Annotated in this window: 14 protein-coding genes; 7 read left to right on the forward strand and 7 right to left on the reverse strand. The window is 61.9% G+C overall.

The window, feature by feature from the left end:
• Nucleotides 1-215 precede the first annotated feature (215 nt).
• On the reverse strand, nt 216-473 hold the full coding sequence (locus FS777_RS19470) for a DUF2798 domain-containing protein (RefSeq protein WP_078478963.1): 258 nt from the start codon (nt 471-473) through the stop codon (nt 216-218).
• A gap of 115 nt (nt 474-588) precedes the next feature.
• Between FS777_RS19470 and FS777_RS19475 the strand changes: the two genes are divergently transcribed.
• Nucleotides 589-1,518, forward strand: a complete 930-nt coding sequence (locus tag FS777_RS19475; protein ID WP_058638018.1) for a LysR family transcriptional regulator — start codon at nt 589-591, stop codon at nt 1,516-1,518.
• A gap of 40 nt (nt 1,519-1,558) precedes the next feature.
• Here the strand turns inward: FS777_RS19475 and FS777_RS19480 are convergent, their stop codons facing one another.
• The 3 genes from FS777_RS19480 to FS777_RS19490 form a co-directional block, all read right to left on the reverse strand.
• Entirely contained in the window at nt 1,559-2,824 is a 1,266-nt protein-coding gene (locus FS777_RS19480; protein ID WP_058638019.1) for an OmpP1/FadL family transporter, read from the reverse strand.
• Nucleotides 2,825-2,968: 144 nt separating this feature from the next.
• Entirely contained in the window at nt 2,969-3,451 is a 483-nt protein-coding gene (locus tag FS777_RS19485; protein ID WP_058638020.1) for a hypothetical protein, read from the reverse strand.
• Between the two features lie 249 nt (nt 3,452-3,700).
• Entirely contained in the window at nt 3,701-3,925 is a 225-nt protein-coding gene (locus FS777_RS19490; RefSeq protein ID WP_027915766.1) for a hypothetical protein, read from the reverse strand.
• Between the two features lie 939 nt (nt 3,926-4,864).
• Between FS777_RS19490 and FS777_RS19495 the strand changes: the two genes are divergently transcribed.
• Together FS777_RS19495 and rmuC are read left to right on the forward strand one after the other, a co-directional pair.
• A complete protein-coding gene (locus FS777_RS19495; RefSeq protein ID WP_145257201.1) occupies nt 4,865-5,281 on the forward strand; it encodes a sel1 repeat family protein in 417 nt (138 codons plus the stop codon).
• Between the two features lie 202 nt (nt 5,282-5,483).
• The gene (gene rmuC / locus FS777_RS19500) at nt 5,484-6,854 is read left to right on the forward strand and encodes a DNA recombination protein RmuC (protein WP_178091301.1); all 1,371 of its coding nucleotides are present in this window, start codon (nt 5,484-5,486) and stop codon (nt 6,852-6,854) included.
• On the opposite strand, the gene FS777_RS19505 is transcribed toward rmuC, so the two are convergent.
• Nucleotides 6,826-10,299, reverse strand: a complete 3,474-nt coding sequence (locus FS777_RS19505; RefSeq protein ID WP_078478961.1) for a PAS domain-containing hybrid sensor histidine kinase/response regulator — start codon at nt 10,297-10,299, stop codon at nt 6,826-6,828. The two genes, rmuC and FS777_RS19505, sit on opposite strands and share 29 nt — an antisense overlap.
• Before the next feature lie 233 nt (nt 10,300-10,532).
• Between FS777_RS19505 and FS777_RS19510 the strand changes: the two genes are divergently transcribed.
• The 4 genes from FS777_RS19510 to FS777_RS19525 all read left to right on the forward strand — a co-directional run bounded on the left by FS777_RS19510 (nt 10,533) and on the right by FS777_RS19525 (nt 15,600).
• A complete protein-coding gene (locus FS777_RS19510; RefSeq protein ID WP_058638024.1) occupies nt 10,533-11,264 on the forward strand; it encodes a GntR family transcriptional regulator in 732 nt (243 codons plus the stop codon).
• Between the two features lie 125 nt (nt 11,265-11,389).
• Entirely contained in the window at nt 11,390-12,658 is a 1,269-nt protein-coding gene (locus FS777_RS19515) for an MFS transporter (RefSeq protein ID WP_027915771.1), read from the forward strand.
• A gap of 21 nt (nt 12,659-12,679) precedes the next feature.
• The gene (locus tag FS777_RS19520) at nt 12,680-13,513 is read left to right on the forward strand and encodes an amidohydrolase (RefSeq protein ID WP_058638025.1); all 834 of its coding nucleotides are present in this window, start codon (nt 12,680-12,682) and stop codon (nt 13,511-13,513) included.
• Nucleotides 13,514-13,722: 209 nt separating this feature from the next.
• Complete coding sequence (locus FS777_RS19525) at nt 13,723-15,600, forward strand: MFS transporter (protein WP_145257204.1); 1,878 nt, start codon at nt 13,723-13,725, stop codon at nt 15,598-15,600.
• Between the two features lie 24 nt (nt 15,601-15,624).
• On the opposite strand, the gene sugE is transcribed toward FS777_RS19525, so the two are convergent.
• Both sugE and FS777_RS19535 read right to left on the reverse strand, forming a co-directional pair.
• A complete protein-coding gene (gene sugE, locus FS777_RS19530) occupies nt 15,625-15,942 on the reverse strand; it encodes a quaternary ammonium compound efflux SMR transporter SugE (protein ID WP_058604169.1) in 318 nt (105 codons plus the stop codon).
• A gap of 133 nt (nt 15,943-16,075) precedes the next feature.
• The gene (locus FS777_RS19535) at nt 16,076-17,041 is read right to left on the reverse strand and encodes a bile acid:sodium symporter family protein (RefSeq protein WP_058604170.1); all 966 of its coding nucleotides are present in this window, start codon (nt 17,039-17,041) and stop codon (nt 16,076-16,078) included.
• Nucleotides 17,042-17,147 lie beyond the last annotated feature (106 nt).

Consider the following 17,147-nt stretch of genomic DNA (forward strand, 5'->3'; position numbering starts at 1 on the left):
CCTCCGCAAGACCTGCGTTCGGCCTTCTGAAGTCGCGAAGATCAAGATCAAGATCAAGATCAAGATCAAGATCAAGAGCAAGAGCAAGAGCAAGAGCAAGAGCAAGAGCAAGAGCAATTGGCGTTAATTGGAGCGGGGGTTTATTGGCGGGAGTGCCCTGGGTAGCGATTACTGATGATCAATTTATATATCAGCAATGGCAGCTGCATCACGATTCAACCCGCATACACGGTCATCGCAACCAGCCTTCCCACAATCGGTCTTACAATCAACACGCAAACAAAGGCTACCGGCATCGCCAATCGATAGGCTTTCAGCACGTTGCTTATATAATCCTGATCAATTCCGGCGTTGGCTGCCGTAATCACGAAACACATCAGCAACGCCATGATGGCCGACATGTAAAAGGCAAACACATACGGCGTGGCATTCACATGCAACCTGCGGCGACGGCTTTGAGTGGCATCAGTCATGCGACCTCCTGGAGTCCGATTGAGGCGTTACCCTATCAACCCACGGCGCTCCCCCAGTAGACCGCTGCGCCTTAGTCCTTTATAAAGCAAAACTTACGAATCCCAAGGGCATAGCATGGACCTGCTCAACGCCATCCGCAGCTTCATCAAGGTCGTCGAAGCGGGAAGTATTGCTGCGGGCGCCCGCAGCCTGGGCATCAGCCCAGCCGCCGTGAGCCAGAACCTGGCGCGTCTTGAAGGACACCTGCAGGTCCGCCTGCTGACCCGCACAACGCGGCGCATGACCCTGACTCCCGCCGGCACCCAGTACTACAAGCATGTCAGGCTGATAGAGCGTGACCTGGCGCGCGCTGAGCAAGCGGTGATGACGCCTGAAACCGAGCCCCAAGGTCGGCTGTGCATCGCTTCGACCTCCGCGTTCGGTCGTCACGTCCTGGCGCCACTGATACCTGCGTTCAGCGAGCTGTACCCGCGTATCTCGATCGAGCTGGTCATGAGCGACAGAAAGGTTGACCACGCACGTGAAGGTATCGATGTCAGCCTGCGCATCACGCCCCAGCTGGACGAGCACCTGGTCGCCAAGCACATCGCCCGCATTCCTTTCGTCTGCTGTGCAGCGCCAGGGTATCTGGCCAGTGCCGGTGTACCGCAAACGCCAGAGGCCCTGCGCAACCACCGTTGTCTGGTGTTTCGCTACCCGGTCGATGGCCGTCTGTTGCGTTGGGGGTTCATGCGTGATGGGCAGCGCCTGGAGCCCGAATTCGGCGACGTGCTCATCTGCGACGACATCGATGCGCTCACGCAGATGGCGGTGCATGACGGCGGCATCACTCGCCTGGCAGCGTTCATTGCACGTCCGCACCTGGCTTGCGGTGCCCTGGTGCCGCTGTTCGAATACAGCCCTGACGGACAGGCGTATGCGCAGACAGAACCCATGGACGTTTATCTCTGCGTGGCCGATCGCTTCGCACTCACGAGCAAGGTAAACGCCTTCATGCATTACCTGCGCGACCGTCTTGGCGAAGATTGGCAAGTGCCAACATGAAAAAACCGCCACGAGGGCGGTTTTCCAGTAGCGGGAATGATCAGAAGCGGTAAGTGAGGGACGCCCCTACACCGTGCGCGCTGTTCTCGTACTTGGCACGGTAGGCGCCCTTGGTGGCGCTGACCTGATTGACCTTGGTGTCTTCTTCCCACAGGTAGGAATACGCCACGTCGATGGTCATGTCCTCGCTCGGGCTCCAGCCGGCGCCCAGGCTGAAGATCTTGCGATCGCCTGTGGGGATGCGCGGCGAGCGATCCTGGTTGTTGGTCGGCGACTGGTCGACGGTGAAGCCGGTGCGCAGCACCCACTCCTTGTTGACCTTGTACGACGCACCCACGGCGTGGGCCCAGGTGTCATGCCAGTTCTGTTCTTCCGAAATGGTCTGGAAGGCTGAGCCGATCAATGGGCGCGGGACATCGTTCTGAACAGTGATGTCCTTCAGACGGCTCCAGCGCGTCCAAGTGCTGCCGGCGTACAGCGTCCACTGATCGTCGAGCTCATGAGTGACCGAAAGGTCCACCGACTCCGGCGTCTTGATCTTGAGCGAGGCATCGAACTTGCTGCCGCTGAAAGGTCCGATCAGCGGGGTGTTGACCTTGGTCTTGCCCTCGAGCTTGTAGTCGACCATGGAGTGATAGGTCAGGCCGATGCGCGTGCGGTCGGTGGCTTGCACCATCAGGCCGATGTTATAGCCGACCGCCGTGTCGTCGCCCTTGATCTTGACTTCACCGTCGTTGCGCCCGGGAGTGACCGGGTTGATCAGGTTGGAACCCAGTTCGCCCTTGATCCGGTTGAAGGTCGGGCCGAAGCCGATCGACACCTTGTCATTGAAGGCGTAGCTGACGGTAGGCTGGAATGTCACCACTTCCACGTGGCTTTTCTTGCCCCAATAACGCGCGGCGTCGTCACTGCCGTAGTCGGTGACCAGACCGAATGGCACGTAGACACCGAAGCCGACGGTCCAGTGGTCGTCGATGGGCTTGACGTAGTAACCCATGGGCACGCCGACGACCGGTACCATGTCACCGTCAGTTTCCCCCCCAAGGTTGCTGCCAGGCCCCGAGATATCGGTTTTGGCGATGACCGCTGCGCCACCGACGGTGACCTGCTGGCGCTTGAGGCGGGACATGCCGGCCGGGTTGCCGTATACGGTGCTGGCATCCTCGGCAGAAGAGGAACGTCCCGCGAAACCTGTCCCCATGCTGCTGACGCTTTGTTCGTTCAACGCGAAGCCGCTGGCGAACAGTTGGCTCGAAGCGAGCGCAACAGCAACGCCAAGGGAGGTTTTGAGCATTACTTTTTTCATTATTAGAACTCCTTGGGATCTCCGAGGCGAAAAGCTACCAACAAATCACGCGCCGCGCTATAGGCGCAATCGCAGGAGATAGAGCGGTTTTGTAGGACAATCCGACTAAAATTCCCTTTCTCAGTTGAGTCTGTAAGAACCGTCTCAAGAAGCCACTGGCAGTTTCTGATCCACGCAGGCTTGCCAGGCTTCTGTGAAGTCTCGCAAGCGACCCTGGGGGTTGAAAATCTGACGCCAGATGCGCGCCTGGCCTATCCGGTCGTCCACTGCAGGCAAGGTCACAGCCTGAGCTTCGACAAGTAGCCAGGCAATGGCGGTGGCGTAGCGCAGGTTCACGGTAAGTTCCAGGTCGGGTCCGCCCAGGAAGGCATGCTGGCTGGCCAGGCCGCGTACACGGCTGGCCAAGTCGGGATCGCGTGCCAGGTAATCGTCCCAAAGCGTCCGATGACGCTGGTCATCTATGCGAAACAGACCATGCCCACGTCGACCGTGCAGCGCCGATCCCAATGCCGACTGGCAGGCAGCAATGCCGAGCAACAACATTTCGGCGCTCACGCAGTGGCGGTCAAGGTAGATCAGTGTGGGCCTGATGACATGCTGACGTAATTCTTTGGCCGCAATACCCATGGTGCCCCCGAGCAGTAAGAGACCGACGGGCGCAGGCGCTTGGCAGCTGGATGAACGGTCAGGCCCGCCGGAAGCGGCGTGCACCGCTCGAGTTGAAGTGTAGTGTGATAAGGATGATGTAAAGGGCTGTTTTTAAATCGATTGCTGCCTGACAACCCGAGCGATATACCCGAAGGCAATTACGCTGGATTTGTACAGGCAAGCGGGGAGGGGGTGTATTTGACGGGTGAATGCCGCAGCATTCACCGCTCACGCGGTGAGTGACTGGCGGGTACGGGCGATAACGGCCTGCAGCGGTTCGCTGCGGCTGTACTGCTCGTGGTACAGACGTTCGGTGTGGCAGGCGATACCGTGTTCGTCCACCAGCGTGAAGCTGAAGCTGCCCTTGCGTGGTGCAACGAGCAAGCATTTCAGCGGCGAGAACGCTTGGGAAAGGGTACCGATTGCAGCCTGGATTTGATGTTGAGTTTGCATATTATTGGAGGTTCCTGCATTAAACACGGGGAGTAGATCCGTGCATCATAGAAACGTTCCAGTGACGTCTTTATTAAGGGACGAGAGAACCTGCTGGAACAAAGCAGCCAGAAGGAGCGCAATCAAAAGTGGGCGCTTGGGCTGACTGGTAGGTACTTCAGAGGACAGGCAGCACACGGGGCCAAGGTTCTGGGCCTTCGTGCGGGATCCTGATCAATTAGTCTCGTGATGGATGTCGCGGCAGCATATCGGCTGCGGGCGAGTCATCGAAAGGGCCGGTCCTGGTTTCAGCAGCGCGCTGTTGGGAAAGCGAATCTGCAAGGACATTGTTGGCCAGAATTGACTTTCAGCTTGGTACTAACGAGGCGCATCCTACCTGAACCTTTCAATGAAGGCAAGCCCTGGAGCGCTTGGGTAGCCGAGCAGTATGGCCCTTAATTTTGCCGGTGGGAAGGGGGTAGAGCACGCTTAGAGGATGCCTAGAACGCCTGCCTGACACACGAACGGATGCCCGGCTGGGGCTTGTTCACACCGAAAGGATGATTTGTATCAAACGCGTCCTACCTTCCGCTCCGGTCGCCAATGACTTGACTGGCCAGTTAAGTCAATGAAAAAAAACACTATTTTTTGTTGGTGAAAAAATCGTCAGTTTGACAGCAGCCCCCGTAATTCGGGGCTTGGCGGGGGGGAATAGGGTGTTGTCCACCGACTTATCCACAGGAACTGTGGATTGTCGTCGCCGCTTGCTCTAGTGCGGGGTTGGCGCCAAATTGTCTCGGGTCTTGCCAAAAATCAGACCAGCTCGCATGACCATCCATCGTCTTGCAAACGTCAAGAAACAATCACATGAAATTTTTATAAAAAAAGTCCTCGGCATTAGGCCGGCACGTCAAAAACCGGTAGAGTGGCGCGCTTTTCGATTTGCCTGACCTGCCGCTCATGAAGTCTCGCAGCAAACAACTCGCCAGCCCCATGCCCTCGTCTCCACAGCGCCCTGGACGGTTCGCGCTCAAAGTTGCCCTGTGGCTACTCGACAGTTCGCGTTTGGGCGACAAACCACAGGTCAAGCACCTGGCTGGGCGGTTACTCAAGCGCCCAGCGCGCGAGGGTGTGGTGGTGGCTCAAAGCCGCCTGGGACAGATGCTTTGCCGCGACTGCGGCAGCGCCCGTGATCGGCGTATCGGCCATGACCTGCTCCGTCAGGCCGCACGCGCAGGCGATTGTCGCGCCCAGGTGGAGTATGCCCGAGCGTGCCGGGCGTCTGCGCCCGAGCAGGCTCGCAGCTGGCTGGAGTTGGCGGCCGGGAAGGGATCCCAGGAGGCCCGCCGTTTGCTGCGTCAGTGGTTCGGGCACTGATTACCCCTGCATGTGACAGCGCCGCGGGCAACCTGCCGGTCAGGCTGTTAAGCTTCAGCGAATTTGCCAGACAGTGACCGGGGTAGGCATGACAGTGGATCTGGCCAGCATTCTGCTGGGCTTGGTGGCGGGCGCGGTGCCGTGCCTGGTGTGGGTCATGCAGCTGCAGCGTCGGCATGCGGCACGGCATGGCGAGCGTGCCTTGCTTGAAGAGCGTCTGAACGCAGCGCAGCTGGCCCAGGCCGGTTTGCAGGCGCAACTCGATGCCAGTCGTGATGAAGTCAGTGACCTCAGCGAAGCCAATACCCTCAAGCAGACGCAGCTTGCAGCCCAGGGCCGAGAGCTGGAGCTGCTGCAGATCGAGCGGGACAATGCCCGCGACGCCGCCCATGCCTGGAACCTGGAGCGCGCTACCCGCGAGGCAGAGCAGCGCCGCCTGGAGTCTCAGGCCGCACGCCTGGAAGCCGAGCTGCGAGAGCAGCAGGAAAGCCACCAGCAGCGTCTCGAGGACCTGCAGGAGGCCCGCGATACCCTGCGTGCCCAGTTTGCCGACATGGCCACCAAGATCTTCGATGAGCGCGAACAGCGCTTTGCCCAGACCAGCCAGCAGCACCTTGGCCAACTGCTCGACCCATTGAAGGAGCGCATCCAGGCGTTCGAAAAACGTGTCGAGGAAAGCTACCAGCAGGAAGCCCGCGAGCGCTTTTCGCTGGGCAAGGAGCTCGAGCGCCTGCAGCAACTGAACCTGCGCCTGTCCGATGAAGCGACCAACCTCACCCAGGCGCTCAAGGGGCAGAAAACCCAGGGTAACTGGGGCGAGCTGATCCTGGAGCGCGTGCTCGAACACGCAGGGCTCGAAAAGGGCAGGGAGTACCAGACGCAGGTCAGCCTCAAGAGCGCTGACGGTGAGCGCTTCCAGCCCGATGTGCTGATCATGTTGCCGGGCAACAAACAGGTGGTGGTCGATGCCAAGGTAAGCCTGACGGCCTACCAGCAGTTCGTGTCAGGCAACGACGAGGCGGCGCTCAAGCAGCACGTCCAGTCCCTGCGCAGTCACGTCAAGGGCCTGTCAAGCAAGGACTACAGCCGTCTCGAAGGCCTGCACAGCCTGGATTTCGTGCTGCTGTTCGTGCCCATCGAGGCCGCGTTCTCGGCGGCGTTGCAGGCCGAGCCCAACCTGTTCCAGGAAGCCTTCGACCGGCAAATCGTCATCGTCAGCCCCACCACCTTACTGGCCACGTTGCGGGTGATAGACAGTTTGTGGAAGCAGGAACGCCAAGGCCAGAACGCCCGGGAAATCGCCGAACGTGCCGGGTGGCTGTACGACAAGTTCGTGCTGTTTATCCAGGACCTGGATGAACTGGGCAGCCGCCTGCAACAGGTGGACAAGGCCTACGCGGCAGCCCGTAACAAACTGTGCGAAGGGCGCGGCAACCTGGTCAGTCGCAGCGAGCAGCTCAAGCTGCTCGGCGCCCGGGCCAGCAAAAGCCTGGCGCCCGACTTGCTCGAACGCGCCTTCGCCGATGAAGCGCCCGACCAGGCGCTTACTGCACCAGGCTCAGATGACGGTTGAGCAGGGCCCGCAAGGCAGCGGGCTTCACCGGCTTGGGCAGATAGTCCAGGCCTGCGGCATGCACCAGTGCGACGGTTTCCTTGCTGCCGTCGGCGCTGATGACCACCCCAGGCACCGGTTCGCCCAACCGAGTGCGTAGCCAGCCCATCAAGCGCGTGCCGGTGTCGCCTTCATCCAGGTGGTAGTCCACCAAGGCCAGGTGCGGACGCATGCCCTCGGCCAGCAGCGCCTCGCACTCGCTGCGGCTGCGTGCGGTCCACACCTGGCAGCCCCAGCGGCTGAGCAGGCTGTTCATGCCAATCAGGATGCTGTCTTCGTTGTCGACGCACAGCACCTGCAGCCCGGCCAGCGGCTCGCTGCGCTGCTCTACCGCCGAAGTGACGAGGGCTGGTTGTTGAGAGATCGGTACGCTTACGCGGAACACTGTCCCCTTGCCTGGCCAGGAACGTACCTCCAGTGTGTGGCCCAGGACCCGGCACAGTCCGTCAGCGATCGCCAGGCCCAGGCCCAGGCCTTTTTCGGCGCGGGTCTGATGGCTGTCCAGGCGTTTGAACTCCTGGAAGATCACGTGCAGCTTGTCGTCGGCGATGCCGGGCCCCCTGTCCCAGACTTCCAGCCACAGGCGCTCGCCCTGGCGGCGAGCCCCCAGCAGGATCGGGCTCTTGCCATAGCGCAGGGCGTTGGTGAGGAAGTTCTGCAGCACACGGCGCAGCAGTTTGATGTCACTGTTGACCCGCAGGCGGCTACCGCGCAGGCGAAACGCCAGGCCTTTCTCGGCAGCCAATACCTTGAATTCCGCCCCAAGGGTGTCGAACAGCTCGTTCAGGGCAAACGGCTTGGCGTCGGGGGTGATCTTGCCGTTTTCCAGGCGCGAGATGTCCAGCAGGTCGCTGATCAGCTCCTCGGCCGAGCGCAGTGAACTGTCCATGTGCTGGACCAGTTGCCGGGCTTCTTCGGTCATGCCTTCGGCTTGCTGCGACAAGGCCGCAGAAAACAGCCTGGCGGCGTTGAGCGGCTGCATCAGGTCGTGGCTGACCGCAGCCAGGAAGCGGGTCTTGGACTGGCTGACCGCTTCGGCATGGCTCTTGGCTTCGGTCAGCGCCTGGTTCAGTTGCGACAGCTCGTAGGTGCGCTCTGCCACGCGTTGCTCAAGGCTCTCGTTGGCGTGGCGCAGCGCTTGCTCGGCTTCGCGAAACGGCGTGATGTCGGTAAAGCTCATGACGAAACCGCCACCTGGCATCGGGTTGCCGATCAACTCGATCACGCGCCCATTGGGGAACAGCCGCTCGGACGAGTGAGCCCGGCCCTGGCGCATCCAGTGCAGACGCCGGGCCACGTGCACCTGGGCTTCCCCTGGGCCGCACAGGCCGCGCTCAGCGTTATAGCGAATGATGTCGGCAATGGGCCGTCCCACGCTGATCAGCCCGTCCGGGTAATTGAACAGCTCAAGGTAACGCCGGTTCCAGGCCACCAGGTGCAGGTTCTGGTCGACCACACTGATGCCCTGGTTGATGTTCTCGATGGCGCCCTGCAGCAACGCCCGGTTGAACTGCAGCACCTCGCTCGCTTCATCGGCAATGCGCACCACGTCTTCGAGCTGCATGTCGCGGCCCTCGATGGCTGCCTTGACTACTGCACGGGTAGAAGAACTGCCCAAGACACCGGCCAACAACCGCTCGGTGTGTTCGATCCAGTCACCGTCGGCGTTCTGGTTGGGGTTGAAGCCCTTGCCCTGGCGATAGGCGAACCGAATGAAGCTCTGCCGCGCGCGCTCCTCACCCACGAAACGCGATGCCAAGGTCAGCAGGTCGTCGATCTGCACCGCCAGCAGCGGCTTGCTGCTGGGGCGGGCGCTGGTCTGCTGGCCAATGAAGCGGCCCGCTTGCCAATGCTCGGACACGCGGGTACGCGACAGCAGCGAGACCCAGGCAAACAGGGTGAAGTTGCCGGCAAGCGACAGCACCACGCCTTGGGTCAGCGGGCTGATCGGCAGATTCAACGGGTTGCCATGCAACCACGCCAACCCTGGAAACACCTGCAGCGACCAGCCCAGGCTGTGGGCGGCGATGGGCAGCACCAGGGTGTAGAACCACAGGAAAATACCCGCCGCCAGGCCTGCAAAAACGCCCCGGCGGTTGGCCTGCTTCCAGTACAGCGCGCCGAGCATGGCGGGCGTCAATTGGGTCACGGCGGCGAACGCGATCTGGCCGATGGTCGCCAGGCTGGCCGTGGAGCCCAGCAGGCGGTAACTGACGTACGCCAGCAGCAGGATGACCACGATGGTGACCCGCCGAACCGAAAGCATCCAGTGCCGGAACACCTCGAATGGTCGCTCGGCGTTGTTGCGACGCAGCAACCAGGGCAGCAGCATGTCGTTGGACACCATGGTCGACAGCGCTACCGCTTCGACGATGACCATGCCGGTAGCAGCTGACGCGCCACCGATGAATGCCAGCAGCGCCAGGCTGGGGTGTGCCTCGGCCAGGGGCAGGCTGATCACGAATGAGTCCGATATCACCGTACCCGGCAGCAGCATCTGCCCCGCCAGGGCGATGGGCACCACGAACAGGGCGGCCAGGGCCAGGTAAATCGGGAACACCCAGCGTGCCAGGCGCATGTCCTGCGGCTCGATGTTTTCCACAACGGTCACATGAAACTGCCGTGGCAGGCAGATGATGGCCATCATGGCAACGGCCGTCTGGACCACCATCGACGGCCAGTTGATGGTCTCCGTCCAGTAATCGTGCAGTTCGATGGACTGGCGCGCCTGGGTGAACAGGTCATCGAACCCATCGTAGAGGTTAAAGACGACGAAGATCCCCACGGCCAGAAACGCCAGCAGCTTGATCAACGACTCGAACGCGATCGCCAGCACCATGCCCCGGTGGTGCTCGGTGACATCCAGGCTGCGCGTGCCGAATACGATGGCGAACAACGCCAGCACCAGCGACACCACTAGCGCTGTGTCCTGTACGCGTGTGCCGGTGGCGTCTGCACTGGCGCCGATCAACAGGTTGACGCCCAGTACGATGCCCTTGAGCTGCAAGGCGATGTAGGGCAGCACCCCCACCAGGCAGATCAGGGCCACCACCACGGCCAGCGTCTGGGACTTGCCGTAGCGGGCGGCGATGAAGTCGGCGATGGAAGTGATGTTCTGCTGTTTGCTGATCAGCACCATCTTCTGCACCACCCAGGGTGCGAAGACCAGGAGCAATACCGGCCCCAGGTAGATCGGCAGGAATGCCCACAGCTGCTCGGCCGCTTGTCCGACCGCGCCGAAGAACGTCCAGCTGGTGCAATACACCGCCAGCGACAGGCTGTACACCCAGGCACGCAATTTGGGCGGCAATGGGGTGCTGCGCCGGTCGCCATAGAAGGCGATGGCGAACATGACGGCCATATAGGCCAGGGCGACCGCGGCGATCAGCCCGCTGGACAACGACATGGTGACTCCGACGCTTAATGGATAACGAGGCCCGGTCAACCAGTCTGGCACGACAGGTGGCGCGCCGTCAGCGCAGACGATGGTCGCAGTGGCAGGTGGTCGCAGCATGACGCCCCCAATTGCAGGCTCGGGCGAAGCCAGTTGACCGATGGAGGATTGACAGATGATGCCGCGAAGCAAATACTCCCGAAAAATTCATATAGATGTATATATAACAAGACGAGAACACGCCCATGCTTCCACTCGCCAGCGACACACGACTGCCACGCTACCAACAGCTACGCGACCATCTGTTAGCCCAGATTGCCAACAATCGCTGGCACCCCGGTGAAGCGATTCCCACCGAGGCTGCGCTGGCGACCGAATTCGACCTGTCGGTAGGCACCGTGCGCAAGGCCATCGATGCGCTGGTGGCCGAAGGCGTGCTTGAGCGTCAGCAGGGGCGAGGCACCTTCATCCGCCGTCCACAGTTCCAATCCTCGCTGTTTCGCTTCTTCCGCTTTGAGGCGGTCAACGGCGAGCGTGTCGTGCCGATGAGTCGCATCCTGGGAATGAACGTCGTGGCGGCCCCGTCTGCCGTGGCCCAGGCCTTGGGGCTGGCCCCCGCAGCCGATGTGATCCACTTGCAGCGCCTTCGTCTGCTCGACGCCCAGCCCGTGCTGGCCGAGGACATCTGGCTGCCCCGCCAGCCGTTTAAGTTGCTGCTGGAGACCGATCTGGATAGCAAGGGCCCGTTGCTTTACCCGATCTACGAACAGGTGTGTGGGCAAGTGGTCGCTGCTGCCGAAGAGACCCTGACTGCCGAGGCCGTGGATCAAGTACACGGGCGCCTTCTGCAGGTACCGGCTGGCAGCCCGATCGTGGTGATCGAGCGGCTGGCCCGTGACTACGCCGGTAAGCCCCTGGAGTGGCGCCGGTCGCGAGGGCACGCGCAGCACTTCCGTTACCGCATCGATATTCGCTGACCGCGCCGTTTCAACCTTTTTTTACCTGCCTGCGCCCCGTCACCCGGGCGCAGTGGCTTCGCCTGCTCGGTTGCCTGCGCTGCATGCAACCCAGCGTACCCCTCACCATTAAAAGGATAAAAATCATGTTCAGCTGGTACCGCCAAATAACATCGCGCGAACGCAAGACCTTCTGGGCCTGTTTTGGGGGCTGGTCGCTCGATGCGCTGGAAGTGCAGATGTTCGGCCTGGCCATTCCCGCGCTGATCGCGGCTTTCTCGCTGTCCAAAGGCGATGCGGGCCTGATCAGCGGCCTGACCCTGGTGACCTCCGCGATCGGCGGTTGGCTTGGCGGAACCCTGTCGGATCGGTACGGCCGTGTGCGCACGTTGCAATGGATGATCCTGTGGTTCTCCTGCTTCACGTTCCTCTCGGCTTTCGTGACAGGGTTCTATCCACTGCTGTTCGTCAAGGCCATGCAAGGCTTTGGCATTGGTGGGGAGTGGGCGGCCGGGGCCGTGCTGATGGCCGAGACCATCAACCCCAAGTACCGCGGCAAGGTCATGGGCACGGTGCAAAGCGCCTGGGCGGTAGGCTGGGGCCTGGCGGTGGCGTTGTTCACCTTGATCTATTCGCTGGTGCCGCAGGAATTCGCCTGGCGTGTGATGTTCTTCGTTGGCCTGTTGCCGTCGTTGCTGATCATCTGGGTGCGTCGCAACGTGCCAGAACCGGACAGCTTTCAACGCCTGCAGAAACAGAACGCCATTCCCCAGGGCTTCTTCGCCTCGATGGCCGGGATCTTTCGCCCTGAACTGCTGCGTGTCACGCTGCTGGGCGGCTTGCTGGGCCTCGGGGCGCATGGTGGCTACCATGCGGTGATGACCTGGCTGCCGACCTTCCTCAAGACCGAACGCAACCTGTCGGTGCTCAATTCCGGTGGCTACCTGGCGGTGATCATCTTCGCGTTCTGGTGTGGCTGTGTCGTCAGCGGGCTGCTGATCGATCGCATCGGCAGGCGTCGCAACATCCTGCTGTTTGCGCTGTGCTGCGTGCTGACGGTTCAGGCCTATGTCTTCTTCCCGTTGAGCAACACCCAGATGCTGTTCCTGGGTTTCCCGTTGGGCTTCTTCGCAGCCGGTATTCCGGCAAGCCTCGGCGCCTTCTTCAACGAGCTGTACCCTGCCGACGTGCGCGGAGCAGGGGTGGGCTTCTGCTACAACTTCGGCCGTGTGCTCTCGGCTGTCTTCCCATTCCTGGTCGGACACATGAGCGAATCCATGTCGCTGGGTACCGCCATCGGCATCGATGCCGGCATCGCCTACGGCGTGGCGGTGATCGCCGCGCTGTGCCTGCCAGAAACACGCGGCCGCAACCTCGAACCTGCCCCGCAAGCACCCGGTGTGGCCGCCCAGTAACCTGACCTATAGATCAAAGACATGCCTCACGACCCTACTTGCTCCGTTATTGCCATCGACAGCCATGCCCACGTGTTCAGCCAAGGGCTGACACTGGCGCGCGAGCGCCGTTATGCCCCCGCGTACGATGCGCCGTTGGCTGACTATCTCAGCCAGTTGCAGGCGCACGGTTTCAGTCATGGCGTTCTGGTACAGCCCAGTTTCCTGGGTGCCGACAATGGCTATCTGCTGGGCGCTCTGCAGGCCGCTCAGGGGCGCCTGCGGGGGGTGGTGATGCTTGAGCCGGACGCTGCCCGCCAAACCCTCATCCGGATGGACCAGCTAGGGGTCAGAGGCGTGCGCCTGAACCTCATGGGGCAACCGCTACCCGACCTTGCGGCCCCGCAGTGGCGCCATCGCTTCGAATGCATGGCCGAGCTGGGCTGGCACGTCGAGCTGCATCGACACCTGGCGGACATTCCCACCCTGGTGCGGGCGCTGCAACCGTATGGGCTGGATATCGTCATCGACCACCTGGGAAGGCCCGATGCGCGCAACGGGCTGGGGCAAGCGGGTTTCGCCGAGCTGCTGACCCTGGGCGGGCAGGGTAATGTCTGGGTGAAGGTTTCCGGTATCTACCGTCTGGAAGGCTCGCCCGAGCAGAACGTGCTGTTCGCCCGCCAGGCGCTGGGCGCGCTGGAAGCGCATTATGGGGCCGAGCGCCTGATGTGGGGCAGCGACTGGCCGCATACGCAGCATGAAAGAGCGATGAGTTTTGGCCAGGCCCTTGAGCAATTCGAGGCACTGGGGTGCTCGGCTCAGTTGCGTCAGGCACTGCTTGTCGATACGGCCAGAACGCTGTTTGGCTTCGCTTGAGCCAAGCAAGGCATCATCGACCAGCGCCCTTGGCAAACAGCCCGGCGACGGGGTGTTGAGGCGCTGAGGCTCCAAGGGCGCCTTGCCTGCTCGTCACAGTCCTTGCTTGCCTGCGTGTACCGAGGCAGGCTACCGCTGTCGGCGCGGGCCTAACCCTGGTCATCCGCTGACTGCCATCACGGCTGAACCTCAATCCAGGACCAAGGACGATGAGTCATTCCTCGCAATTCACCTTGCTCGGCAAACGGCGCTTCCTGCCTTTTTTCATTACCCAGTCGCTCGGTGCGTTCAACGACAACCTGTTCAAGCAGTCGCTGATCCTGGCCATCCTGTTCAAGCTGAGCCTTGGGGACGGTGACCGGTCCATCTGGGTCAATCTGTGTGCCTTGCTGTTCATCCTGCCGTTCTTTCTTTTCTCGGCGCTGGGTGGGCAGTTCGGGGAGAAGTTTCCCAAGGACGCGCTCATTCGGGTGATCAAGCTGGCGGAGATCGGCATCATGTCGGTCGGCGCGCTGGGGTTTGCGACCAATCACCTGGCCCTCATGCTGGTGGCCTTGTTCGGCATGGGTACCCATTCGGCGCTGTTCGGGCCGGTGAAGTACTCGATCCTGCCCCAGGCGCTGCGCGAGCAAGAGCTGGTCGGCGGCAATGGGCTGGTAGAGACGGGCACCTTCCTGGCCATCCTCGCCGGCACCATCGGCGCCGGGGTAATGATGTCAGCCGAAAACTACGCCACGGTGGTAGCCGGGGGCGTAGTGGGCACTGCTGTACTGGGCTACCTGGCCAGCCGCTGGATTCCCCGCGCCGCTGCTGCCTCACCGCACATGAAGCTGGACTGGAACATCCTCAGGCAGTCGTGGACCATCCTGCGCATGGGCCTTGCCCAGCCGCCTGCGGTATCGCGCTCGATCGTCGGCAACTCCTGGTTCTGGTTCGTCGGTGCTATTTACCTGACCCAGATCCCGGCCTACGCCAAAGACTGGCTGCACGGCGATGGCACCGTGGTCACCTTGGTGCTGACGCTGTTCTCGGTGGGCATCGCCCTGGGTTCCTTGTTGTGTGAGCGCCTGAGCGGGCGCAAGGTGGAAATCGGCTTGGTGCCGTTCGGCTCCTTCGGCCTGACCGTGTTCGGCCTGCTGTGGTGGTGGCATTCCGGGGATGTGCCGAGCGCCGCCAGCGCCCATGACTGGCTCGACCTGCTGGGCCTGCACCAAGCGTGGTGGATTCTGCTGTCCATCGTCGGGCTCGGGGTGTTCGGCGGGTTCTATATCGTGCCGCTGTACGCGTTGATTCAGTCACGCACGGCCGTGGACGAGCGCGCGCGGGTGATCGCTGCCAACAACATCCTCAATGCATTGTTCATGGTGGTGTCGGCCCTGTTGACCATGGTTTTGCTGGGCGTGGCTGGGCTGGACATTCCCCAGCTGTTTTTGGTCGTCTCGCTGCTGAACATCGCCGTCAACGCCTACATATTCAGCATCGTGCCCGAATTCACCATGCGGTTTCTCATCTGGCTGCTCAGTCACTCGATGTACCGCGTCAAGCACCAGGGGTTGCAGCACATTCCCGATGAAGGCGCGGCATTGCTGGTGTGCAACCACGTGTCGTTCGTCGATGCCCTGTTGCTCGCTGGCGCCATACGCCGTCCCATTCGTTTCGTCATGTACTACAAGATCTACAACCTGCCCGTGTTGAACTTCGTGTTTCGCACCGCGGGCGCCATACCCATTGCCGGGCGTAGCGAGGACCTGGCGACATACGAGCGCGCCTTCACCCGCATTGCCCGTTACCTGGCTGACGGCGAGCTTGTGTGCATCTTTCCCGAGGGCAAATTGACAGGGGACGGTGAGATCGACGTGTTCAAGGGCGGCCTGAGCCATATTCTTGAACAGACGCCCGTGCCAGTGATTCCCCTGGCACTGCAAGGGCTATGGGGCAGTTTCTTCAGTCGCGACCCGGCCAAAGGGTTTTTCAGAAGAATGTGGTCCCGGGTGACTGTCGTGGCAGGCAGCGCCATCCCTGCACAGGAGGCGCTACCGGAGCGGCTGCGCGAGCAGGTCATTGGCCTGCGCGCAGGCAACCGCTGAGCGCGCCTGGCCAGCTGACCGGTATCAGCTGGCGCTGACCTTGAGACCAACCAGGCCGCACACGATCAGCGCCACGCTGACCAGTCGAACCAGCGCCATGGACTCACCGAACAGGATGATGCCGGCGATCACGGTGCCCACGGCGCCGACGCCGGTCCAGATGGCATAGGCCGTGCCCAGCGGCAGCTCTTTCATCGCCAGGCCCAACAGACCGAGGCTGACGGCCATGGCGGCAACCGTGAGCGCGGTGGGCAGTGGCTTGCTGAAGCCGTCAGTATATTTGAGGCCAACGGCCCAGCCGACCTCGAACAGGCCGGCGAAGAACAGGATGATCCAGGACATGATGCGTCTCCATCGTTGCAAGTGATGGGGCCGTCCCCTGGGTGATCACGCTGGGCGTCGTGAGGTCGTCCTCACCGTAGGCCCATGGTGCACATCTAGGGTCTTGCGGGCAAGCCTGCTAGCCAATCGCCTGTCAGTGTCTGACGCGTTTTGCGTCCTCGCCGTCGGAAGGGGTGTCCTCCAGACGTCGGAACCAGGTGGAAAGCAGCGCCCCGGAAATATTGTGCCAAACGCTGAACAATGCGCTGGGCACGGCGGCCAGGGGCGAAAAATGCGCAGCGGCAAGGGCTGCCCCCAACCCGGAGTTTTGCATGCCCACCTCCAGCGCCAGCGACTTGCGCTGGGCCAAGGGCAGTTTGCACAGCTTGCCGGTGATGTACCCCAGCAAATAACCGAAGCTGTTGTGCAAGATGACAACCGCCATGATCAGGAGCCCCGACTCGGCGATCTTCGCCTGGCTGGCGGCCACCACGGCGCACACGATCAGCACGATGCTCACCACCGACACCAGTGGCAGGATCTGAACCGCAGCCTGCACACGCTCACCCAGCAGGCGCTGGGCCAGCACGCCGAGCACGATCGGGAGCATGACCAGTTGCAGGATCGACCAGAACATGTCCATGAAGGACACCGGAAGCCAGGCCGAGGCCAGGAACCAGATCAGCGCAGGCGTCAGCAGTGGCGCCAGCAGCGTGGTGACGCCAGCGATGGCCACGGCCAGCGCCAGGTCGCCGCGCGACAGCCACACCATCACGTTCGAAGCCGTGCCGCTCGGGCAGCAACCGACCAGGATCACGCCCACGGCAATTTGCGGTGGTAGCTGGAACAACTGGCACAGCAGCCAGGCCATGCCCGGCATGATCACGAAATGCGCGACCACCCCCAGCATGACCCGCCAGGGTTGGCGGGCGAGGGCGGCGAAGTCGTCGAGCTTGAGCGTAAGGCCCATCCCGAACATCACCAGCCCCAGCAAGGGCACGATGGCCACCTTCAACCCAATGAACCATTGCGGTTGCAGGAAGGCCAGCACGGCGAACACCAATACCCACAATGCAAAGGTGTTGCCGACGAATCGACTCAAGGTGGCGAGGGCGCGCATGGGGTGATCTCCAGTTCGACTGCATGCCCGGGCATTTGCGCTGCAGGCAGGGGATGAGGTGCGGCAACGGTGCCGCCCTCACGCATCATGGGTACTGCCAATCCTC

Origin of the sequence: Pseudomonas sp. DE0157 (assembly GCF_007678615.1) — a bacterium.
Taxonomy (GTDB): Bacteria; Pseudomonadota; Gammaproteobacteria; order Pseudomonadales; family Pseudomonadaceae; genus Aquipseudomonas; species Aquipseudomonas parafulva_B.

Excerpts from the sequence above, each read along its gene's own strand:
- FS777_RS19535 (WP_058604170.1), bottom strand. The coding sequence starts at position 17,041 with ATGCGCGCCCTCGCCACCTTGAGTCGATTCGTCGGCAACACCTTTGCA.
- FS777_RS19510 (WP_058638024.1), top strand. The coding sequence starts at position 10,533 with ATGCTTCCACTCGCCAGCGACACACGACTGCCACGCTACCAACAGCTA.
- FS777_RS19525 (WP_145257204.1), top strand. The coding sequence starts at position 13,723 with ATGAGTCATTCCTCGCAATTCACCTTGCTCGGCAAACGGCGCTTCCTG.
- FS777_RS19505 (WP_078478961.1), bottom strand. The coding sequence starts at position 10,299 with ATGTCGTTGTCCAGCGGGCTGATCGCCGCGGTCGCCCTGGCCTATATG.
- FS777_RS19490 (WP_027915766.1), bottom strand. The coding sequence starts at position 3,925 with ATGCAAACTCAACATCAAATCCAGGCTGCAATCGGTACCCTTTCCCAA.
- FS777_RS19515 (WP_027915771.1), top strand. The coding sequence starts at position 11,390 with ATGTTCAGCTGGTACCGCCAAATAACATCGCGCGAACGCAAGACCTTC.
- FS777_RS19495 (WP_145257201.1), top strand. The coding sequence starts at position 4,865 with ATGAAGTCTCGCAGCAAACAACTCGCCAGCCCCATGCCCTCGTCTCCA.
- FS777_RS19480 (WP_058638019.1), bottom strand. The coding sequence starts at position 2,824 with ATGAAAAAAGTAATGCTCAAAACCTCCCTTGGCGTTGCTGTTGCGCTC.
- FS777_RS19470 (WP_078478963.1), bottom strand. The coding sequence starts at position 473 with ATGACTGATGCCACTCAAAGCCGTCGCCGCAGGTTGCATGTGAATGCC.
- FS777_RS19485 (WP_058638020.1), bottom strand. The coding sequence starts at position 3,451 with ATGGGTATTGCGGCCAAAGAATTACGTCAGCATGTCATCAGGCCCACA.
- sugE (WP_058604169.1), bottom strand. The coding sequence starts at position 15,942 with ATGTCCTGGATCATCCTGTTCTTCGCCGGCCTGTTCGAGGTCGGCTGG.
- FS777_RS19520 (WP_058638025.1), top strand. The coding sequence starts at position 12,680 with ATGCCTCACGACCCTACTTGCTCCGTTATTGCCATCGACAGCCATGCC.
- FS777_RS19475 (WP_058638018.1), top strand. The coding sequence starts at position 589 with ATGGACCTGCTCAACGCCATCCGCAGCTTCATCAAGGTCGTCGAAGCG.